This window comes from Peribacillus sp. NPDC096540, from assembly GCF_050278525.1.
Taxonomy (GTDB): Bacteria; Bacillota; Bacilli; order Bacillales; family DSM-1321; genus Peribacillus.
In genome coordinates, this window is the sequence record NZ_JBNNTG010000007.1 from 123,616 (window position 1) to 143,753 (window position 20,138).

General features: G+C 40.1%; 25 protein-coding genes and 1 pseudogene. 17 read left to right on the forward strand and 9 right to left on the reverse strand.

Annotated features, from left to right (window positions below):
• Positions 1-26: 26 nt before the first annotated feature.
• From ACQKMR_RS09310 to ACQKMR_RS09350, 9 genes and pseudogenes are all read left to right on the forward strand, one after another.
• A pseudogene (locus ACQKMR_RS09310) lies at positions 27-530 on the forward strand (permease DsdX); the annotation flags it as partial.
• Between the two features lie 24 nt (positions 531-554).
• Positions 555-2,099: a gluconokinase gene (gene gntK, locus ACQKMR_RS09315; protein ID WP_427697041.1), complete on the forward strand. Its 1,545-nt coding sequence runs from the start codon at positions 555-557 to the stop codon at positions 2,097-2,099.
• A gap of 94 nt (positions 2,100-2,193) precedes the next feature.
• Positions 2,194-2,670, forward strand: a complete 477-nt coding sequence (ybaK, locus tag ACQKMR_RS09320; RefSeq protein WP_427697042.1) for a Cys-tRNA(Pro) deacylase — start codon at positions 2,194-2,196, stop codon at positions 2,668-2,670.
• 107 nt (positions 2,671-2,777) lie between these two features.
• Positions 2,778-3,896 carry a PRK06851 family protein gene (locus ACQKMR_RS09325; RefSeq protein WP_427697043.1) on the forward strand — a complete coding sequence of 373 codons (1,119 nt, stop codon included), beginning with the start codon at positions 2,778-2,780 and terminating at the stop codon, positions 3,894-3,896.
• A gap of 178 nt (positions 3,897-4,074) precedes the next feature.
• Positions 4,075-4,944, forward strand: coding sequence for a Cof-type HAD-IIB family hydrolase (locus ACQKMR_RS09330; RefSeq protein ID WP_427697044.1), 870 nt, complete (start codon positions 4,075-4,077; stop codon positions 4,942-4,944).
• 20 nt (positions 4,945-4,964) lie between these two features.
• Positions 4,965-6,062 (forward strand): PQQ-dependent sugar dehydrogenase, encoded by a 1,098-nt coding sequence (locus ACQKMR_RS09335; protein WP_427697045.1) that lies wholly within the window; start codon positions 4,965-4,967, stop codon positions 6,060-6,062.
• A gap of 43 nt (positions 6,063-6,105) precedes the next feature.
• A complete protein-coding gene (locus ACQKMR_RS09340) occupies positions 6,106-6,192 on the forward strand; it encodes a hypothetical protein (RefSeq protein WP_427697080.1) in 87 nt (28 codons plus the stop codon).
• 489 nt (positions 6,193-6,681) lie between these two features.
• A complete protein-coding gene (locus tag ACQKMR_RS09345) occupies positions 6,682-7,101 on the forward strand; it encodes a MarR family winged helix-turn-helix transcriptional regulator (protein ID WP_427697046.1) in 420 nt (139 codons plus the stop codon).
• An 18-nt stretch (positions 7,102-7,119) separates the two neighbouring features.
• Positions 7,120-8,325 (forward strand): MFS transporter, encoded by a 1,206-nt coding sequence (locus ACQKMR_RS09350; RefSeq protein WP_427697047.1) that lies wholly within the window; start codon positions 7,120-7,122, stop codon positions 8,323-8,325.
• Positions 8,326-8,471: 146 nt separating this feature from the next.
• Here the strand turns inward: ACQKMR_RS09350 and bshB2 are convergent, their stop codons facing one another.
• The 3 genes from bshB2 to pdxK form a co-directional block, all read right to left on the reverse strand.
• A complete protein-coding gene (gene bshB2 / locus ACQKMR_RS09355) occupies positions 8,472-9,137 on the reverse strand; it encodes a bacillithiol biosynthesis deacetylase BshB2 (protein WP_427697048.1) in 666 nt (221 codons plus the stop codon).
• 96 nt (positions 9,138-9,233) lie between these two features.
• Positions 9,234-9,581 (reverse strand): YojF family protein, encoded by a 348-nt coding sequence (locus ACQKMR_RS09360; protein WP_053348417.1) that lies wholly within the window; start codon positions 9,579-9,581, stop codon positions 9,234-9,236.
• A gap of 125 nt (positions 9,582-9,706) precedes the next feature.
• Positions 9,707-10,531: a pyridoxine/pyridoxal/pyridoxamine kinase gene (gene pdxK / locus ACQKMR_RS09365; protein ID WP_427697049.1), complete on the reverse strand. Its 825-nt coding sequence runs from the start codon at positions 10,529-10,531 to the stop codon at positions 9,707-9,709.
• 421 nt (positions 10,532-10,952) lie between these two features.
• Here pdxK and mobA point away from each other — a divergent pair, with 421 nt between their 5' ends.
• The 4 genes from mobA to ACQKMR_RS09385 are packed head-to-tail and all read left to right on the forward strand — an operon-like array spanning position 10,953 to position 13,313.
• On the forward strand, positions 10,953-11,588 hold the full coding sequence (mobA, locus tag ACQKMR_RS09370) for a molybdenum cofactor guanylyltransferase (RefSeq protein ID WP_427697050.1): 636 nt from the start codon (positions 10,953-10,955) through the stop codon (positions 11,586-11,588).
• Positions 11,578-12,042: a molybdenum cofactor biosynthesis protein MoaE gene (locus ACQKMR_RS09375; protein WP_427697051.1), complete on the forward strand. Its 465-nt coding sequence runs from the start codon at positions 11,578-11,580 to the stop codon at positions 12,040-12,042. Before mobA ends, ACQKMR_RS09375 begins: the two co-directional genes overlap by 11 nt.
• Positions 12,035-12,268: a molybdopterin converting factor subunit 1 gene (moaD, locus tag ACQKMR_RS09380; protein ID WP_427697052.1), complete on the forward strand. Its 234-nt coding sequence runs from the start codon at positions 12,035-12,037 to the stop codon at positions 12,266-12,268. Before ACQKMR_RS09375 ends, moaD begins: the two co-directional genes overlap by 8 nt.
• A 25-nt stretch (positions 12,269-12,293) precedes the next feature.
• Entirely contained in the window at positions 12,294-13,313 is a 1,020-nt protein-coding gene (locus ACQKMR_RS09385) for a MoeB/ThiF family adenylyltransferase (protein ID WP_427697053.1), read from the forward strand.
• Positions 13,314-13,400: 87 nt separating this feature from the next.
• Here ACQKMR_RS09385 and ACQKMR_RS09390 read toward each other — a convergent pair whose 3' ends face one another.
• The 4 genes from ACQKMR_RS09390 to ACQKMR_RS09405 all read right to left on the reverse strand — a co-directional run bounded on the left by ACQKMR_RS09390 (position 13,401) and on the right by ACQKMR_RS09405 (position 15,327).
• On the reverse strand, positions 13,401-13,748 hold the full coding sequence (locus ACQKMR_RS09390) for a general stress protein (RefSeq protein ID WP_427697054.1): 348 nt from the start codon (positions 13,746-13,748) through the stop codon (positions 13,401-13,403).
• 147 nt (positions 13,749-13,895) lie between these two features.
• Positions 13,896-14,144: a phospholipase D-like domain-containing protein gene (locus ACQKMR_RS09395; protein WP_427697081.1), complete on the reverse strand. Its 249-nt coding sequence runs from the start codon at positions 14,142-14,144 to the stop codon at positions 13,896-13,898.
• Positions 14,102-14,758, reverse strand: coding sequence for a phospholipase D-like domain-containing protein (locus ACQKMR_RS09400; protein ID WP_427697055.1), 657 nt, complete (start codon positions 14,756-14,758; stop codon positions 14,102-14,104). The genes ACQKMR_RS09395 and ACQKMR_RS09400 overlap by 43 nt, the downstream gene beginning before the upstream one ends.
• Before the next feature lie 5 nt (positions 14,759-14,763).
• Positions 14,764-15,327, reverse strand: coding sequence for a hypothetical protein (locus ACQKMR_RS09405; RefSeq protein WP_427697056.1), 564 nt, complete (start codon positions 15,325-15,327; stop codon positions 14,764-14,766).
• Between the two features lie 148 nt (positions 15,328-15,475).
• Here ACQKMR_RS09405 and ACQKMR_RS09410 point away from each other — a divergent pair, with 148 nt between their 5' ends.
• From ACQKMR_RS09410 to ACQKMR_RS09420, 3 genes are all read left to right on the forward strand, one after another.
• On the forward strand, positions 15,476-16,156 hold the full coding sequence (locus ACQKMR_RS09410) for a uracil-DNA glycosylase (protein ID WP_427697057.1): 681 nt from the start codon (positions 15,476-15,478) through the stop codon (positions 16,154-16,156).
• 275 nt (positions 16,157-16,431) lie between these two features.
• The gene (locus ACQKMR_RS09415; RefSeq protein WP_427697058.1) at positions 16,432-16,689 is read left to right on the forward strand and encodes a YwdI family protein; all 258 of its coding nucleotides are present in this window, start codon (positions 16,432-16,434) and stop codon (positions 16,687-16,689) included.
• A 25-nt stretch (positions 16,690-16,714) separates the two neighbouring features.
• Positions 16,715-17,083, forward strand: coding sequence for a DUF423 domain-containing protein (locus tag ACQKMR_RS09420; RefSeq protein ID WP_427697059.1), 369 nt, complete (start codon positions 16,715-16,717; stop codon positions 17,081-17,083).
• Between the two features lie 93 nt (positions 17,084-17,176).
• Here the strand turns inward: ACQKMR_RS09420 and gerQ are convergent, their stop codons facing one another.
• The gene (gene gerQ, locus ACQKMR_RS09425) at positions 17,177-17,692 is read right to left on the reverse strand and encodes a spore coat protein GerQ (protein ID WP_427697060.1); all 516 of its coding nucleotides are present in this window, start codon (positions 17,690-17,692) and stop codon (positions 17,177-17,179) included.
• Positions 17,693-18,122: 430 nt separating this feature from the next.
• Positions 18,123-18,872 carry a hydrogen peroxide-dependent heme synthase gene (gene hemQ / locus ACQKMR_RS09430; RefSeq protein ID WP_427697061.1) on the reverse strand — a complete coding sequence of 250 codons (750 nt, stop codon included), beginning with the start codon at positions 18,870-18,872 and terminating at the stop codon, positions 18,123-18,125.
• A 256-nt stretch (positions 18,873-19,128) separates the two neighbouring features.
• Here hemQ and pta point away from each other — a divergent pair, with 256 nt between their 5' ends.
• The gene (gene pta / locus ACQKMR_RS09435; protein ID WP_427697062.1) at positions 19,129-20,118 is read left to right on the forward strand and encodes a phosphate acetyltransferase; all 990 of its coding nucleotides are present in this window, start codon (positions 19,129-19,131) and stop codon (positions 20,116-20,118) included.
• Positions 20,119-20,138: the final 20 nt, after the last annotated feature.

Here is a 20,138-nt window from a genome sequence, read left to right on the forward strand (position 1 = left end):
CAGTTTTTTCCAATGAGTCTACAGTCCTTGGAAAGCCAATTATCGCTCTATTGGTCTCTGTTGTGGCTTCATTCTTTACTCTAGGCTACGCTAGAAGTTTTAATAAAGAAGAACTTAACCAATTTATGTCTGCTTGTCTTGCGCCAACTGATTATCAGAGCTGGTGGTGCATATAAAAATGTATTAATCACGAGTAAAGTGGGGGAAGCTATTGCAAGTTTAGCCACAAAATTTAATTCTCTTAAGCGAGTTAGTTGCGGCTATGATTCGTATAACAACGGGTTCAGCAACTGTCGCTATGACGACAGCTGTAGGTATTGTGCTACCTTCATCGGTACCGGGTGTTAATATTGAATTACTGGTACTTGCAATCATCAATCCTTTCCCACGTGAATGATGCTGGATTTTGGATGATTAAAGAATTCTTTAATTTAACAGTCGCACAAACGTTAAAATCTTGGACCGTTATGGAAACGATAAATTCAGTCGTTTCACTTATCCTAATCTTACTATTGAATTCAATTGTTTAAGAGAAAGGAGTACGATGTAAAAATATGGAATATTTAGGTTATATGATGGGGATCGATATTGGTACGACGAGCACGAAAGTTGTTCTTTTTTCAAAGCGGGGCGAGGTCGTCCATTCATGTTCTAAAGGATATCCGCTTCACAGTCCAACTCCGTCTGTTGCAGAACAAGATCCAGAAGAAATCTATAAAGCGGTTATTATTGCAATCGGTGAAGTGATGATTGCAAGCGGAATAGAAAAGGATGAACTAAGTTTAATTTCGTTTAGTTCAGCGATGCATAGTTTGATTGCCATGGGTAAAGGCGGAAAGCCGCTAACAAATAGTATTACATGGGCAGATAACCGAAGTGTAGCCTATGCGGAGCAATTGAAGGCATCGGAACAGGGGACGCAATTGTATCACAGAACGGGAACACCAATTCACCCTATGTCTCCAATCACGAAAGTTATGTGGCTTAGAAAAGAGCATCCAGAAATCTTTAACAAAACAGATAAATTTTTAGGGATTAAAGAATATATTATCTATAAATTTTTCAAAGAGTTTGTAATGGATTATTCGCTTGCATCTGCAACAGGTATGTTCAACTTGAAAAAATTGGCCTGGGATGAAGAGGCATTGACCATTGCTGGAATTGAATCGGACAAGCTTCCTATGCCCGTGCCAACGACCCATATCCTTTCTGGATTAAGCCAGGAATTGGCAGCAAAAATGAACATTGGTGCTGGTACTCCATTTGTCATTGGTGCAAGTGATGGGGTGCTTGCCAACTTAGGGCAAAATGCTATTAAGCCGGGTGTGATGGCGGTAACAATAGGAACAAGCGGTGCAGTGCGAACCGTCAGTGACCGTCCGCTTACTGATCCGAAGGGGAGGACGTTCTGTTATGCCCTCACTGAGAATCATTGGGTAATTGGCGGGCCAGTCAACAATGGGGGAATCACCTTCCGATGGGCTCGGGATCAATTTGGTCGGGTGGAAATCGAGAGAGCTAAGGCCTCGGGTCAGGATCCATATGAGATACTTACCGAAATGGCCTCAAATATTGCACCTGGCTCGGACGGGTTAATATTCCACCCGTATATGGCAGGGGAACGGGCGCCATTATGGAGTGCCGATGCAAGAGGTTCCTTCTTTGGACTAGCTCTACATCACACTCGCGATCATATGGTCCGGGCTGTTCTTGAAGGCGTGATGTATAACTTAAACAGTGTCCTCCTTGCTGTAAGGGAACTGACCGGCGCTCCGGAGAAAATCCATGCAAGTGGCGGATTTGTCCGCTCAAAGCTATGGCGGCAAATTATGGCTGATGTATTTAATCAGAATGTGACAATCCCAGAAAGCTTTGAAAGCTCGAGTTTAGGTGCAGCCGTTCTAGGATTATATGCTTTAGGTGAAATTGAAAGCCTGGATGCTGTTGAAAGCATGATTGGGCACACAAATGAACTTGTTCCAATCGAGGAGAACGTTAAAGTGTATGAAGAACTAATGTCGATTTATTTATCTGTAAGCCGGCAATTAGAAGGCGACTACAAGCGTATTGCTGATTATCAAAGACGTTATTTAGAATGAATTTGAGTGAAAGCACAGATGCAGAAGCACTGTGCTTTTCTTTTTTTCTACATAAAATGGTAGAATGGTCGAAAAGGATAAGGGGACTTTTGAGATGGGAGCCAGTAAAACAAATGCAATGCGAATTCTTGATAACAAACATATAAAGTATGACATGATGAGCTATGATGTCCACGATGGCAAAATAGACGGTGTTACCGTTGCCAGTAAAATTGGTAAAGCGCCAGAAACCGTTTTTAAAACACTCGTTACCTACAGCGGACCTCAGCAGCTTTATGTATTTGTCATTCCTGTAGACACCGAGTTGGATATGAAAAAAGCCGCGAAAGCAGCAGGTGCAAAAAAAATTGAAATGCTAGCTGTTAAAGACTTGCAAAAATACACAGGGTATATTCGGGGGGGCTGCTCACCAATCGGCATGAAAAAGCAGTATCCGACTTTTATCGATGAAAGTGCAACCAATCTGTGTGAAATCATCGTAAGCGGTGGAAAAATCGGGACACAAATTATCTTGAAACCGTCAGAGTTCCTTGTGGCCGCACAAGCGAAACCTAGAGCCCTTATCAAATAGATAAAGAATACTATTAAACTTTAATCTTTAGGCATTCACCTACCTGGGTTTTCCTGCATAAGCTGTCTTGAAGATTCACATCTGTATGGGTGAAGGAGAGTGTGAAAGTGGCAGGAAAAGAGATGCATTATTTCGCTGGAGGCAATACGGCTAAAGGTTTTTATAGTTTATATGATTCCAATCTAGCTGGTTTGGAGAAATTATTTATTTTAAAAGGCGGACCTGGTTCAGGTAAATCGACTATTATGAAAAAAATTGGCCAGGAATGGCTAGATAAAGACTTTGATATCGAGTTTTTGCATTGTTCGTCGGATAATGGTTCAATTGATGGGGTAATTATTCCCGCCTTGAAAATTGGTCTCGTTGATGGGACTGCTCCACATGTGATTGAACCGAAAGCACCGGGAGCCATTGAGGAATACGTCAACCTAGGGTCTGCCTGGAACTCTCAACAGCTTGCAGCTGAAAGAACGACAATCATACGATTAACTAATGCCAGAAGTAAGAGTTTTGAGAAGGCATATGCTCTTTTCGCTGAAGCATTGGAGATACATGATGAATGGGAAGATATTTATAAGGCAAACATTGATTTCGTTAAATTAAATGGGTTAACCAATAAATTGATAGAAAGCTTTTATAGGGATATTGTTCTCAACAAAAAATCAGATGTTCGTCACCGGTTTTTAGGTGCAGCAACGCCAGAGGGAGCGGTTGATTACATCCCGAGTATTACTAAAGGAGTGCAAAAACGCTACTTTTTAAAGGGCCGACCTGGCTCAGGAAAATCGACGATGCTGAAAAAGATTGCAAAGGCTGCGGAGAAACGGGGCTTCGATGTGGAAGTGTATCATTGCGGTTTTGATCCTGAAAGCTTGGATATGGTAATCGTCCGGGAGGCGGGAATTGCCATTTTTGACAGCACCTCTCCGCATGAATATTTCCCGAGTTGCGAAGGTGATGAAATCATTGATATTTATAAAACAGCCATCCATTCTGGAACAGATGAAATTTATGCCAATCAGATCAAGGATGTTTCCTCAAGGTACCGGGCGAAAATGAATGAAGCAACAGCATGTCTTGTAAAAGCGAAAGAACAGCATGACGAACTTGAAGCCATTTATGTAAAAGCAATGGACTTTACTGCAATTGATGACATTCAAAAGGACATTCAAGAACAAATTACAGAACGATCAAAGACTGTAAATAGTCATACGATATTACATTAAGAAAATAAGCTGCACCTATTCCAAATAGGTGCAGTTTATTTATATACATAGAAGAGACAACTGAAAGATAATCCTATTTTAGATTGGCGTTGAAAAGCTTTCCCGTTTGTTAAAAGTGTTTATCAACTCTCTTTCGGTTAGAATAAGGGTTAATTGAAGAAAAAGGAGCGGGTTGAATTTGATTAAAACGATTGCGATTGATATGGACGGAACATTATTAAACAAGATGCAAAAGGTGAGCGATGAAAATAAAGCCGCTATCCAGAGGGCGCAAAGAGAAGGAGTTGAGGTGATCATTGCTACAGGAAGATCGTACGAGGAAGCAAAGTTTGCTTTAGATGAAACGGGCATTGTGTGTCCGATTATCAGTGTAAATGGGGCTGCCATTTATACGCAGGACGGAAAAATTGCTGCTTCCAATCCGATGTCACCTTCTACTGTACAGCGTATTGCCGAATACCTTGAAGAACAGGATATTTATTTTGAAATTTATACAAGTCAAGGAATCTATTCTAAAGACTATGAAAACGCAATATCTGCCTTGGTTGATGTATTTGTAACTGCTAATCCGGACATTGACCCAGTGGGAATCAGGAAATATGCAGAGGACCGTTTACAGCTTGGACAGGTAAAGTCCGTTTCCAATTACTCTGATATATTCATACACTCTGATCTAGAATATTATAAAATTCTAAGCTTCTCCAAAAATTTAAGTAAATTAGACCAAATTGCTTCACAATTGAAAACTCAGGATGGGGTGACCGTCACCTCTTCAGGACGTGAAAATGTGGAAATCATGAGTGGGCAGGCACAAAAAGGTACTGCACTTGAAAAATATGTGAATAAAAAGTCTGCTTCGATGCAGGAAACTATGGCTATCGGAGATAATTATAATGACGTATCAATGTTTGAAAGGGTAGGTTTATCTGTCGCCATGGGAAATGCTCCGCTTGATATTCAAAAGCTTTGTGATGAAGTAACAGGTATTAATGATGATCACGGTGTTGCTACAGCTATTTTAAAGGTGCTTAAGCAGTCAGCATACTAAACTCGAAGGGAGAAAAGCCTTTGAAAAGATGGTGCTTATATTTTCTCATGGCCACATTAACTTTAACTGGTTGTAACGTTAATAAAGAAGAGAACAGCAAAACACAGCCGAGCTCTGATAAAAAAGTGGCGGAAACTCTAGGAGATGGTCCTGATGTGCTGTTAACGAACCTAAATGCTCCATGGTCGATTCAGAAGAATGGGGATACAATGTATGTGTCAGAGCGGACAGGCACAATCGTTCAATGGGAAAGAAACACGATGACGAGACAAAAGGTTAAGCTTAAAAAGACATTGTCTATCAAAGCCGAAGCTGGATTACTTGGATTTTTGTTAACTCCTGACTTCTCGAATAATAGGCGTGCAATTGCCTATTACACGTATGAAGAAGGCGGGAATTCTATTAATCGAATCGTTACCTTACAAAAGGATAATGATACGTGGCAGGAGTTGGAAACATTAATCGACGGAATACCAAGCGGTGACTTCCATCATGGAGGTCGAATCAAGATTGGTCCGGATGATAAGTTATATGCAACAACAGGTGATGCAAGGAATCCAACAATAGCACAGGATCTTGATTCTTTAGGTGGAAAGGTCCTACGCATGAACCTTGATGGTACCATACCGAAAGATAATCCTATCGAGAGTTCATACGTCTATTCATACGGACACCGCAATCCACAAGGTCTAGCCTGGGATGAGGCGGGACAGATGTATGAAAGTGAACACGGTGAATCTGCTCACGATGAATTAAATAAAATTGCCCCCGGCATGAACTATGGATGGCCAGAAATAGAGGGGGATGAACAAAAGCCGAATATGGTAAATCCATTTGTACATTCCGGTGAAAAAACATGGGCCCCTTCTGGAATTGCTTATTTTGAAGGAAAGCTCTACATTGCAGCCTTAAGGGGAGAATCGCTCAAGAGCTATGATGTACAGAGTGGAAAAATGACTGATATTATCACAGATTCCGGGCGGATACGTGATGTGTTTGTGGATGAAGATTTTCTCTATTTTATTAGCAACAACACGGATGGACGGGGAAACCCTGATGAAAAAGATGATAAGCTGTATCGTGTGCCACTATCCCGGTTAAAAGGAAATATGCCCTGAAGTTATCAATGCACATGAGGTAAAAGTCGGGGACGAGGTGTTTGTGATTCATAATAATCCCCATGTACCAACCGTTTCGAATGATATTGTCCAGCATCGCAAAGATCCAATGCAGTCGCGCTGTTCCTGAAACCATAAAAAATGACATTGTTCTCTTCGGAAGCCTCGCTTTTAATAGCGGGGTCTCTTTTTGTGTATGGCCTTGAAGCATTGACAATTACTAGCATGGCATCAATTTGGCCCATAAAAAGCCCCTTTCGCCCACAATCACGAGTAAGCAGCGCGAAATCATGAGTGTAACGGAATTCACGAGTAAACGTGGGAAATTCACGGGTAAACAGTAAAACTCACGAGTAAACGTGGGAAATTCACGAGTAAAACAGTAAAACTCACGAGTAAACAGCGCGAAATCATGAGTATAGCGGAATTCACGAGTAAACAGCGCGAAATCATGAGTAGCGCCGAAACTCCTGAATAGCGCATTTTTTTATTGTGTCAAAGCAATGGAGATAAAGGAGAAACAGGTTGCATACAAGTGTTTTTCTTCATCCGAAGGCTAGACATTTCTAATAAATAAGCGTATAGTTACCTAGGTAACTATCCAATAGGGGGAATACCTTTGTCCTTTCATAATGGTTTTTTTCATCATAACCTGCAATTTTCAAGATCATTTACTAAAAAGTTAAATGAACAATTGGCTAAGGTTGATCTTTTTCATTCTCAATGGTTGATTGTCTATTATTTGAATCAGTATGGTCGTTCTACGCTAGTCGAAATTAGTAATTATCTAGATGTGGAGAAACCGACAGTAACTCGGACGGTCAATCGATTAGAAGAACGTAAGTTGATTGAACAAATACCTGGAAAAGATAAGCGGGAACGGAGAATACAGTTAACTGAATTAGGCGAAAGAACCTATCAAGAAGCCAAAAAAGTAGTTGATGAATTTGAACTTCAATTAATGAGTGGTTTGGCTGAAGAGGATCGAGAGGTAACTTTGCGAACTTTGCTTTTCTTAAAGGAAAAATTAAAACAATAGGAAGGAAGAAGGATTGAAATGAATCAGAAACCGAAATTGTGGACGAAGGACTTTTTGATTGTTTCGTCTGCGAACTTTTTTCTATTTTTGACTTTTTATGTCTTAATGGTGACATTGACCATTTACACGATGGATAACTTTCATGCATCCCAAGCACAAGCAGGTCTTGCTTCAAGTATTTTCGTCCTAGGAGCTGTACTTGTAAGGCCGATTGCAGGGAAAAAGATTGACCAGATAGGCCGCAGAAAAATGTTACTTGGATCATTGATCTTATTTCTATTATCATCCATCTTCTATTTTTTAGTAGATAGTTTATCTCTTTTGTTAATTGATCGATTAGTTCACGGTATCTCTTTTGGCCTTGCTACTACAGCAACCGGAACGATTGCAGCAGATATCATTCCGAATGAACGACGTGGTGAAGGAACAGGTTACTTTGCCATGAGTACAAACTTGGCAATGGCATTTGGGCCGTTTGTTGGATTATTGATTACACAGCATTTTAGCTATTCCATTATTTTTTATGCTGCATCTTTATTTGCTGCATTCTCTTTAATAGCTTCAACATTTATGCATGTACCAGAAGGGGAAAAAGAACGAGTAGCTCAACAAAAAGGGTTTAAAATTGGCGATTACTTTGAAAAAAGAGCTTTACCTATTTCTATTTTTATTGGATTTGCTGGTTTTACGTATTCGAGCATCTTGTCTTATTTAACATCCTTTGCTAAGGAATTAAATTTAATGGACGCGGCGAGCTTTTTCTTTGTAGTGTTTGCTATATTCCTTTTGGTGTCACGTCCGTTTACAGGGCGCATGTTTGATGTGAAAGGTGAAAATGCAGTTATCTATCCATCGCTCCTACTATTTGCGGTGGGAATGGTCATTCTCAGCCAATCCCATCATGGAATCACCCTCCTAATAGCTGGCGCGTTAATCGGAGTGGGATATGGTACGTTCCAATCAAGCTGTCAGGCGATTTCAATTAAGGAGGCCCCGGCAAACCGAATGGGGTTAGCAACTTCTACGTACTTTACAATGTATGATTTTGGTATTGGTGTAGGTCCATTCCTACTTGGATTCCTTATTCCTTTTACCGGGTTCCAAGGGTTATTTATAGGCATGTCCATTTTGTCATTTGTTCTCATAGCCATTTACTATTTAGCACATGGTAAAAAGGCTTCTGCAAGAAAGAAAATGCAAATTGAAGAGCGGTTTCCTGCTTAATTTCCTGTATTTTTCTGTTTAAAAACAAAAAAAATGGGGATGCTTATATTATGATTGATTTTCCAAGTTATCCCCCTTTTCTCCGCCTGTTATATACAGGCGTTTTTTTATGTTATAACAAAAAAAACCGCCGAATTGGCGGGTTATTAAAATTTATAGGTCCATAATCGTTCTTTGCGGATCCAGTTAAGAAAGTCAGCATCTTGGTTTTCGAATTTTTCTTTCCAGTCGACAACCATCGCCTCCGTTTGCGAACGGTGTGCTGTAAATGTATCTACCTTTTTGTTTTCGACGGCAGAGATATCATGGACGATGTCAGGCTGTCCTAAATCGTCGATGCAGTTATTGGAGAAAGCGACACAGTGAAGTTTAGGTCTTTCTTTTTCTTCGATTCTTTCCACAGCTCGGACCACAGCTCGTGCAGTTGCTTCATGATCCGGGTGAACGCTGTATCCTGGATAAAACGTAATGATTAATGAAGGATTAAGTTCATTAATGGCATCTGTAAATAAAGATGTCAGCTTTTCATCATCTTCAAATTCGATGGTTTTATCACGCAAACCGAGCATGCGTAAATCTTGGATACCGATCGCGTTTGCTGCATCGATTAATTCCTTTTTACGAATTTTAGGAAGCGATTCTCTTGTTGCAAATGGAGGATTTCCTAAATTCCGTCCCATCTCTCCTAGTGTTAAGCATAGGTAGGTAACAGGGGTGCCCGCTTCTCTATGTAAAGCAAGCGTTCCAGAAACCGAGAAGGCTTCATCATCAGGGTGTGGGAAAATAACTAATACATGGCGTTCTTTTTCCAAGGTATATTTCTCCTTCCGTTCTACTTACAGTGAGTATAGTTATCGGCCAATTGGAGCTTACATGGCGGATTTTTGACACCCTGCAGCATGTTGTAATTATTCAAAGGGAGTAGAACTAATTTGCATGGAAACAGCAAGTTTTCCGGTAAAATCAAGCCCTGCCAGTAGCAATCTCCCATGTTCATCAATTTCGAAGTGGTTTACTCCTTCAGCATATACCCAGCCAATATTGAGCTTTAAGCCGATGCGATAGGGTCCGTCCCCAACTATCTTCCCATGTTCATACTGTATAAAAGCATTACGGATATAAGCGCCTGCCGAAAAAAAAGCTTCATCTACATGAGTGGCATAGGCGCCGTTGGTTGTTTCAAGGTGAAGATATACATCTTGTCCTGCAAAAGAATCGATAGCATTCTGCACCTCTGTACGGTCTATAGGTTTCATTCTACAATTTCCTCCTTAACTAGGCGGCTAGATAAGCATTTCCTTCTTTCTATTTTACTAAATATAAACAAAAAAAGCGAAAAAGGCCGCTCAATGATTTTGAGCGGGCCCTTATTTTTAATTAATTATTTTGTTTTTTCAGCAACCCCGTATTTATGGTATGCACCATGATTGACAGGACCTACATAGTCATTCATCTTCCAAGAATGCCGAACAGCTTCGGTTATGAAGTCTTTTGAAACATAAATAGCCTCGCGCGGACTTTTACCTTCAGCCAATTGAGCAGCAATAGCTGCTGAAGATGAACAGCCGGCACCATGTGTATTGGTTGTTTCAATTTTTTCAGATTCAAGAATCTCAAATTCTTTTCCATCATATAAAAGGTCGATAGCTTTGTCATGATCCAGCTTATTTCCACCTTTGATCAAGACATATTTCGCACCAAGTGCATGAATTTTTTCAGCTGCACTCTTCATATCATCAATCGTCTTGATTGGCGCTGTGCCAGCTAATTGAGCAGCTTCGAAAAGGTTCGGTGTAACTACTGTTGCACGTGGAACAAGTAGGTCACGAAGTGCTACAGCTGTTTCTGGATGCAATACTTCGTCTTCACCTTTACAAACCATTACTGGATCAATTACGACTTTGTCTAGTTTCAACTCGTCTATTTTACGAGCAACAAGTTCAATGATTTCGACTGATCCAAGCATTCCCGTTTTCATAGCATCGATACCGATTGATAAAATCGTCTCGATTTGGGCTTCTAAAATCTCAACAGGTGTAGGGAATACGTTATGAGACCAGCCGTTTTTAGGATCCATCGTAACGATAGTCGTTAAAGCGGACATTCCGTAAACACCGAATTCTTGAAATGTCTTTAAATCAGCTTGAAGACCTGCGCCGCCGCTGGAATCTGAACCAGCAACTGTCATAGCTCTTTTCATAGTCATTATGTGACCTCCTCAGGAGAATTGTATCGATATTATCAGCATACCAGGTAATATCCTGTTTTTAGAATATACCAAAATTTCAATTATGTAAAACTTAGTTGTCACCCTAAATGAGTTCCTTTTTGTAAGACATAGAGAGGCTTCGAATAAACCCGTTTTTTTTGAAAAAATATGATAGGAAATTAAGAATCCATGAACGTAATTTAAGAGATTGGATAGTGGGGATTCCTAGTATTAGGGTTTGGTTGTGATAAAAAATATGCTCTATTTTATTTTTTAATAAACAAGCAAAGTTTGTGAGTGTCATTATTTTCAAAGTTGATTTAAAATATGGATACATTGAAAACTTCTTTAAAGGATCCATTCCTTATAGCGTTACCATTAGTTGCAAGGTTAATTCCGATTAGGAAGGGTGAATCAGATGGAATGCACAATGCTGCTTTTAGCAGGTGGGAAATCTAGCCGTATGGGTGTGAATAAAGCTCTGTTGAAGATAGGTGAGGACGTGAACATCTCAAGAGTAGCATCCGAGCTGAAAAAGGTTTCGGAAAACATTTTAGTCATTACGAATACAGCTGAAGATTATCGATTTCTTCACCTTCCGCTAATTCCCGATTTACATAAAGATCAAGGCCCTCTTGGCGGATTGCATGCAGGGATGACCACCTCTAAAACAGAGCTGCAATTCCTTACAGCCTGCGATATGCCCTTTGTGAGTGCAGATGCCATAAATGAAATCATTTCCTTTTATGAACTTGATTTCGATGCCGTCATTCCAGAAATAAATGGAAGGATTCAGCCGCTTTTTGCTGTTTATCATAAAAGGTGTCTCCCTGTACTGACTGATTGTTTATTGAAACAGGAATTGAAAATGAGGCTCTTTTTAGAAAAGATTTCGGTGAAAATTATTAAAGAAACTGACTTTAAGTTATATCACGAGAATCCTGAACATTTTCAGCATCTTTTTTTCAATATGAATACGAGGGAAGATTATCAAGAGGCAGGGTATATTAATCAAACTGAATTATATAGAAAGGATGGTAGACATGAATTATAACATTTCAAAAGAGCCGATTGTCATCCAGAACGTGATTGATAAAGTAGTCAAGCGGAATGCAGGCGCCGTCACGACCTTTATTGGTACAGTGAGAGAAATGACCAAGGGAAAAAAGACACTATTCTTAATTTACGAAGCCTATGAACCGATGGCAATTAAGAAACTAGAGCAAATCGGGTCAGAAATTAAGGAACGTTGGCCTGATGCAGAAACGGCAATAACCCATCGTGTAGGTAAACTTGAAATTACGGATATCGCAGTCGTAATAGCTGTAAGTACGCCGCATCGGAATGATGCATATGAGGCAAATAGGTATGCGATTGAAAGAATTAAAGAAATTGTCCCGATTTGGAAAAAAGAACATTGGGAGGATGGGGAAACATGGGTTGGTAATCAATTGGAAACCGTTCCTTATCCGACAGGGAAACCAGAAGAGGTGGATATAGATGATTAATGTACTCTTATTTGCTCAATTAAAAGATGAGTTAGGAAAAGAAACTCTTTCTATAGAAGGAAATGGAATGAGTGTGGCTCAGCTAAAAGGAAAGATGAAGATGGAATTTCAATTGGAAGGTCTTGAAACCGTGATGACAGCGGTCAATGAGGAATTTGCCGATGATGATACGATTTTATCTGATGGAGATACGGTAGCCTTTATTCCACCTGTTAGTGGAGGCTGAATAGATCAGATAGGAGGGAATCATAGTGAACGAGCGATATTCAAGACAGACCTTATTTTCACCCATTGGTGAAGAAGGACAGATGAAAATTCAACAAAAGCATGTATTACTTCTCGGGGCTGGAGCACTGGGATCTGCTAACGCTGAAGCTTTGACTCGAGCTGGTGTAGGTAAGCTGACTATTGTGGACAGGGATTATGTCGAGACCAGTAATTTACAACGACAACAGCTGTATACTGAACGGGACGTTGAAGAAAAGCTGCCAAAAGCTGAAGCGGCAAAACGCCATTTGCATGCTATCAATCATGAAGTAGAAGTAAAGGCAGTCATTATGGATGCAACTGCGCAGACTCTAGAACCACTGCTTGGTCATGTTGATTTGATAATGGATGCTACTGACAACTTTGAAACACGGATGATTATCAATGATCTGTCTCAAAAGCTTCAAATTCCGTGGATTTATGGGGCCTGTGTAGGCAGTGTTGGAATGACAATGACAATCCTGGCTGGAGAGACTCCTTGTTTGCACTGTTTACTAAAAACCATTCCGATTCAAGGAATGACCTGTGATACTGGTGGGATTATTTCACCAGCTGTAACGATGGTGGTGGCTCATCAAACAGCTGAAGCATTAAAAATTCTCGTTGAAGATTGGGAATCAGTTCGTCCTTCGCTCGTTACTTTTGATTTGTGGCGGAATCAATACCAAACTGTTAAATTAACAAAAGCGAAAAAGAAAGATTGTCTTTCTTGCGGAGATCAGCGGACATACCCTTTTTTAACATTGGAAAACGCGACGAAAACAGCGGTTCTTTGCGGAAGAGATACAGTACAAGTCAGGCCGCCAAAACCATTGAATCTTCAGCTAGAGAAGTTGGCCAAAGACTTGAACGGAAGTGGTTATTTGGTAAAAGTTAATCCATTTCTTCTCTCTTGTGAAAAGAATGGTGAACGGATGGTTGTTTTCCAAGATGGTCGGGCGTTAGTTCACGGTACGAAGGATATGGTCCATGCAAAGGTTATGTACCAAAGTATTTTGGGATAACAAATGTAAAAAGCGAGGCTGCCGGTAGAGGCGCCTCGCTTTTCTATAGAATGCTATATAGGGTAATGTTTAATGATTGATTGAGAATTAGTGAGTAATACCGTCCTTATTATCTTGTTTGGATGCAACGATGACGACTTTTCCTTCATCAAGTACTTCCTCATAACGTTCTGCTTCCATATCACTAAGTCCAAGATTGCTCATTCGATTACGAAGTTCGTCTCCACGTGATTTAAAGAGATTTCCAACTGTATCGAGGAAGCCTTGTTCTTTCATGCTAACATCTTCTGTATTCGTGTTCTCAGTAAGGTGCTTTGAACGATTTTTGTCATGGGCAAACAAATATACATCATCCTTTGTATACCCGAATGTAACTAATTCATCAATTTTTTCCTTTGCTTGCAATCCATTTTCTACAACATGCACTTGATACATATAGACTCCTCCTTGAATTTTAGTGTAAGACTTTCTTAAATTAGGTAAATAGTATCTTGCTTATCTTAGTTGTCGACTAGCTATAGTAGTATATAACCTTATTTGGACATAGATAAACATTTTGCAATGGAATAATGACAATAATATTTAGTATGTGGTGAAGCGGAACACCTTTTGTAATCGGTAGGTTAAATATTTGAAAGCAGGTAGTTTATCCTGATATTCACTATAATCTGCAGTGTACATTCCATCTTGATTTTTCCAAAGTCTTTGAAAATAGTTGTCCACATCCTGGGTGACTTCGGCATCATTCGGAGCGTGGATTTCAACATTGGCTTCGAGGTTATAGTCATCTAGATTGCGTGCAGTGTAATTAGCCGATCCTCCAAGAATAATCGTTTCATCTGCTTTTGAATCATCATCAACTTTGTATGAAACTGTTCTTTATCTGTTTTGTACCAGCGAATCGAGATGTTTTCATCACCCAGCTTTTCGAATTCAGCAGCAACTGGAAGATTAGGGAGCCCGATTTTTTCACTTCCAAATGCATTTTGATTCGGATCTAATATCATTTGAACTTTTACGTTTCGTTTAGCTGCATCTGTTAAGGCCTCGACAACATGGTGATCAGCAATATAAAACATGGCAAGCTGGATTTGGTCGCCTTTCTCCGTTTCCTTAATTGCTTTAAGAACATGTTTATTGATTTTTCCCTCTGTTAGTAACTGTACAGAAATTGGCCCTTTATCGGAAGAGGTCTCTTTGAATTCTGGGAATGTCTTCGGACCTCCTGAGAATTTCGAAGCAGCTCTTTCTGCTTTAACAAAATCGCCGACGATATTTCCATCCATCTGGAAGGCGATATTGGAGTGGAATCCGCTCGCGTCATGAGGGTTTGCCGATGAAATAATAGCCGTTTTTTCCGTAGCGTTCACTTTCCTGTGATTGGCTTTGATATTCATCAATCTTAGATAAGAGCGTACGGTGACCTTTGGAGCGCTTTTGGCCATGGGGTTCACAATCCACCTTTTCCGCTTTCGCCGAACCATTGGAAAAAGGTCCTGTACACACCTGAATAGAGCGGGTTTGGATCCCGCAGCCGATCTAAATTGGTTACAATAACATCAATGTCATTTTGCTTCAGGATTTCCAGTTCCTCTAATTGGTAGGCATTATATGAAGTATTTACTTCATCAGTAATGAACATAACCTGGAGCTTAGGTTTCTTTTTCTTCTGGGCAACGAGTTTATTCGTTAGAGTCTCAGTTAACTTTAGAAAGTTTATCTTTTCATCATAAAAATTATTAAATAAAAACATATCGATTACGATAAAAGAATTAGCCTCTTCGATAGCTTGATTGATGGTTTGGAAGATTCGCTGTTCATGTTGCTGTTTCCCCTGTTTATCGTGATAAGAAAGGTCATAAATAAAATCAATATCCTCGACATGATGAATCTTTCCTTCATAAGAAATGCCATCAGGCAGGGGTTTGTAGCTGTTATAGATAATCACAACAGTAATGACGATCAAAATACTAACAAGCAGATAAAATCGTTTTCTTTTGTACCATTTTTTCATAGGGAATCCTCCAACATGGTTAAATTGCATGCTAACACCTATTTCCCCAATTTGGGGGTATATAGAAACATAAATCGTAATCTATGTGAAAAAGGGTAAGAAAATGAGTTTGGTATAATAGTAAAAAAGAAGAAAGGGGCTATGGCAGATGGAAAAGCAGATATTAACAAATGATTGGTGGCCTCTGTTGGAAGAGGAATTCAAAAAAAATTATTACCAAGAGCTAAGGGAGTTTATAAAACAAGAGTATAGTCAGCATGTCATTCATCCGAATCAGGATGATATTTTCAAGGCACTTCAATTTACTTCATATAAAAAGGTAAAGGTTGTCATTCTTGGTCAGGACCCTTATCATGGACCGGGCCAAGCACATGGCCTTAGTTTTTCCGTGCAGCCTGGGGTACGCATTCCGCCTTCTCTAAGAAATATTTTTAAAGAATTACAAAGTGATCTAGGTTGTGAGGTTCCTGATAATGGTTCCCTTGTTGAATGGGCAGACCAGGGTATACTTCTATTGAATACCGTTTTGACTGTTCGTGAGGGAGAGGCCCATTCACACCGAGGAAAGGGGTGGGAAATCTTTACGAATCAAGTTATCCGCTTGCTAAGTGACCGACAAAAACCGGTTGTTTTTATCTTGTGGGGGAGGCCGGCTCAAACTAAAATCCCTTTAATTGATGAAAGCCGTCATAAGATCATTACGTCCGTCCATCCGAGCCCGTTGTCTGCAACACGTGGTTTCTTTGGTAGCAAGCCGTTTTCTAAAACAAATCAATTGCTGAAGGAAATGGGGGAAGCCCCAATTGATTGGAAAATCTCGAATAGCTGATGTGGAGAAGAAAACTGAGCGGGTAAATTGTATGGCGTGCAGGCACTTTTATGTAACTTGGGATCTTAATTTCCAAAAAGGTTGCCGTGCTTTTCAATTTAAAACGTCAAACCAACCATCTTTTGATGTTTTTCGTTCTTCCGGACAGCTTTGCATGAAATTTGAATCAAAGCCGGTAAAAAAGTAGAGCAGTATGCAAGGATGTTTTCTTCATCTCAAATTTTTGCTATGCTAGGTATGAAAGTTTTGACATGTATGTAGACGAGGTGGTAAAGGTGGATATTTCATCAAAACGAATGTTAGATAAAATGGAAGAGCTTGTCTTGAAAGCGAAACAGGCAAATTCAGAGGATAAGTTGCAGGGGTATGTAATTGCCATTCAGTCTCTATGTGAAGTTATGGTGGATGATAAAGCTGGAAGCATTAGCACTCCAAAGCCAATCACATTGACCCAGCCTGTTATGTCATCTGTATCCAATGTAGAGCCGGTTAAAATGGATGAAGCAAATGGGGCATCCTTATTCGATTTTTAAATTAAAAAAGAGGGGCGAAGAAAAAGTGAAACTGTTTATCATTTTAGGAGCATTGAATGGTTTTATTGCCGTAGCGCTAGGTGCATTCGGTGCGCACGGGCTGGAAGGGAAAATTCCTGATAAATATTTAGCAACATGGCAGACGGCTGTCGATTATCAAATGTTTCATGCAGCGGGTTTATTAGTGCTTGGTTTGTTGGCTGGAAAGATCTCAGGCCCGCTAATTAATTGGTCAGGCTGGCTTATGCTGATAGGAATTATCCTGTTTTCCGGAAGTTTATTCGTTCTTAGTGTTACTCAAATCAAAGTTCTAGGAGCCATTACACCACTTGGTGGAGTGTCATTCTTGGTTGCTTGGGTTCTAATGATTATTGCTGCATATAAATACTTATAAAAAAAAGCTGACCTTTTTCTAGGTCAGCTTTTTTTGCATCACTGATGAAAAATGAATGTTCCAGGTTATTTTCATTTAACATTAAAGCTTTCTTCACCTTGGCGAATACGTGGCAAGCCCAGCGCCTCCAAATGGATATTCATATTCAATCTCTTCGTCAAAAGAAATGTAATCTAAGTATACCATCGGGATTAAGTAACGTTTTCCTGTTTGCGGGTCGCTTATGATTAAATGGTCGCGTCCCGCAGCCTCGATGATTCCTTTGAAGATCTTTGCATTCCACTCCTTGTTGTTTTCAAACGTCGTATAAACGGTCGCCAATTTCCCTTTATTTAGACGTAGGATGTTCTCGATATAAGATGCCTCGACTGGAAGCATGCCAGGTACCTGTGGTCCGGATGTGGCCGTATTCATTGGCATAGGTATTTGCTGAGGCGTGCCTGCTTTAGTGGGCTGCTGTGGCTGGTATGATGGTTGTTGGTATGCCTGCTGCTGGAATCCTTGTTGCTGGTAAGGAGCCTGTTGTCGCGGGTCAGACTCATTATTCTCATAGGGGTAATATGGGCTTCCTCCGTACGGATAATTACCATAAGGATTATTTTGTGACATTACATTCCCTCCTAAATTCAAGGTTTATTTGATTTTGTGGAATTTGGACAATCCGAGTGCGTGGGCTGGAAGAAACAGTGCGATTTATAGCGGCCGGTATTGTCTTGGTAATACCACTGTTCTTGACAATCCCCGGGTGGCTTAAAAAACCACAATGAATTTTAAGCGATACATAACGGTTGCCTTAAATGATTTACGGGTAAAGTCAAATCCTCTTGACGGGCTAGTAAATAGAAGTAAAGTTCCTTCACCTCGCTGGAGTTAGGCGTTACCTTGGTTAATATTCCTGAAGTTGAATAAACTTGTGAAAAAATAAATTCATCACTATTGAAAATGTATGGGATGTGTCATTGATTTATTCCACAGCGGGGGAAATAAAAGGAGGTTTCAAAAAGAAAAAAGCTTCCGGAAGATCCCGGAAGCTCATGTCTTATACGTATAAGAAAGAGGGTACGTTTTCTTCCGGAAGGATATTCCCTACAAAGAAAGAACCGAAAGCAGCGTAGCGTGCGCTTACTTCATCAAAACGCATTTCATAGATTAATTTTTTAAATTGAAGGACATCATCTGCAAATAGCGTAACGCCCCATTCATAATCGTCAAAACCGACAGAACCGGAAATGATTTGTTTTACTTTACCGGCATAACTGCGGCCAATCAAGCCATGTGAACGCATTAGGCCCTTGCGTTCTTCCATAGAAAGCATGTACCAGTTATCATCACCTTCACGACGCTTGTCCATTGGATAGAAGCATACATGCTTTGCTTGTGGAAGGATCGGATAAAGTCTTGAACGTACATGAGGATTTTGGTAAGGATCCTCATCATCTCCACCTGCAAGGTAATTACTTAATTCCACAACAGAAACGTAGGAATAAGCAGGGATTGTATATTCGGCAAGTTTGGTTTTATTGAATTCGTTTTCAATTGCATTCAATTCTTCCATTGTTGGGCGGGCAAACATAAGCATGAAGTCCGCTTTTTGGCCAACGATGGAATAGAGGGCATGACTGCCTTCATTATTGCTTTGAGTCGTATTCCATTTATCCAGTAAACCTTGGAATTCTGAGATAGCTAATTGGCGTTCGTCACTTGATAACGTTTTCCAAGAAGCCCAATCAATCAGACGGAAGTCATGTAAACAATACCAACCGTCAAGTGTTTGTGCTGCTTCACTCATTGCGATCACTCCTAAGTCTTAGTATAACTTTAATATAACATAGATTAAGTATAAGGAAATTTATATCAATCCGCAAACACAGTCAATGTTCTTCGGTGTTCAAACAAATTTCATATTTACGGATCATGATGGTGACCAAAGTGGCTGGAATTTACCTAGCTGCTAGAGTATTCTTATAGAAGACGAAAATGGAAGTTTTGCTGAATGGTTAATATAGAAATAACAAGAGCAGCGTGCATAAAAGGAGGAAGCGGTAGTGAGTGATTTATTTGAGATATTAGAATCGAAAATTACAGGGCATAATTTAAAAATTGTCTTTCCAGAAGGATTGGATGACCGTATTTTGGGAGCTGCAGGAAGGCTTGCCAAAGCTAAACTAGTAACGCCTGTATTGATTGGCGATATCGAGTTGATCCAAGAGAAAGCTAGGGATTTAAAAATTTCTCTTGAATCAATTGAAATATATGACCCGAAGAATTATATCATGATGGATGAAATGATCGAAGCATTTGTAAAGGTACGTAATGGTAGATCATCTGAAGAACAAGCCCGTGAAACCCTTTTGGATGAGAATTATTTTGGAACAATGCTTGTTCATATTAAACAGGCACATGGCATGGTGAGTGGCGCAACTCATTCAACAGCTGATACGGTCCGTCCTGCTCTACGAATCATTAAAACAAAGCCAGGTATTCAAAAAACATCAGGTGCCTTTATTATGGTCCGTGGAGAGGAAAAGTACGTGTTTGCCGATTGTGCAATTAATATTAACCCTGATTCCCAAGACCTGGCAGAAATTGCTGTGGAAAGTGCAAAGACGGCCCTTATGTTCGATATCGAACCGCGTGTGGGGATGCTGAGCTTTTCGACAAAAGGATCGGCAAAATCTTTGGAGACTCAGAAAGTCGTTGATGCTGTCAAATTGGCAAAAGAAATGGACCCTCAAATTATTTTAGATGGAGAATTTCAATTTGATGCGGCCTTTGTTCCGTCGGTCGCTAAACAAAAAGCACCGGATTCTCTTATTCAAGGAGATGCTAATGTTTTTATTTTTCCAAGTCTTGAGGCAGGAAACATTAGCTATAAAATGGTACAGCGCCTGGGTGGCTTCGAAGCGGTCGGCCCGATCCTGCAGGGACTTAACCGCCCTGTAAATGATCTTTCAAGGGGATGCAGTGAAGAGGATGTATATAAATTAGCTGTTATCACAGCTGCACAGGGCTTAGTAGCCCAATATCAATCATGAAGGATAAAAAGTAGAGGGAG

Bases quoted from the DNA above. Each gene is read 5' to 3' on its own strand.
- moaD (WP_427697052.1), top strand. From the start codon at position 12,035: ATGATTAATGTACTCTTATTTGCTCAATTAAAAGATGAGTTAGGAAAA.
- ACQKMR_RS09400 (WP_427697055.1), bottom strand. From the start codon at position 14,758: ATGGCCAAAAGCGCTCCAAAGGTCACCGTACGCTCTTATCTAAGATTG.
- ACQKMR_RS09360 (WP_053348417.1), bottom strand. From the start codon at position 9,581: ATGAAACCTATAGACCGTACAGAGGTGCAGAATGCTATCGATTCTTTT.
- gntK (WP_427697041.1), top strand. From the start codon at position 555: ATGGAATATTTAGGTTATATGATGGGGATCGATATTGGTACGACGAGC.
- ACQKMR_RS09405 (WP_427697056.1), bottom strand. From the start codon at position 15,327: ATGAAAAAATGGTACAAAAGAAAACGATTTTATCTGCTTGTTAGTATT.
- ybaK (WP_427697042.1), top strand. From the start codon at position 2,194: ATGGGAGCCAGTAAAACAAATGCAATGCGAATTCTTGATAACAAACAT.
- ACQKMR_RS09410 (WP_427697057.1), top strand. From the start codon at position 15,476: ATGGAAAAGCAGATATTAACAAATGATTGGTGGCCTCTGTTGGAAGAG.
- gerQ (WP_427697060.1), bottom strand. From the start codon at position 17,692: ATGTCACAAAATAATCCTTATGGTAATTATCCGTACGGAGGAAGCCCA.
- hemQ (WP_427697061.1), bottom strand. From the start codon at position 18,872: ATGAGTGAAGCAGCACAAACACTTGACGGTTGGTATTGTTTACATGAC.
- ACQKMR_RS09350 (WP_427697047.1), top strand. From the start codon at position 7,120: ATGAATCAGAAACCGAAATTGTGGACGAAGGACTTTTTGATTGTTTCG.
- ACQKMR_RS09390 (WP_427697054.1), bottom strand. From the start codon at position 13,748: ATGTATCAAGTGCATGTTGTAGAAAATGGATTGCAAGCAAAGGAAAAA.
- ACQKMR_RS09375 (WP_427697051.1), top strand. From the start codon at position 11,578: ATGAATTATAACATTTCAAAAGAGCCGATTGTCATCCAGAACGTGATT.
- mobA (WP_427697050.1), top strand. From the start codon at position 10,953: ATGGAATGCACAATGCTGCTTTTAGCAGGTGGGAAATCTAGCCGTATG.
- pdxK (WP_427697049.1), bottom strand. From the start codon at position 10,531: ATGACTATGAAAAGAGCTATGACAGTTGCTGGTTCAGATTCCAGCGGC.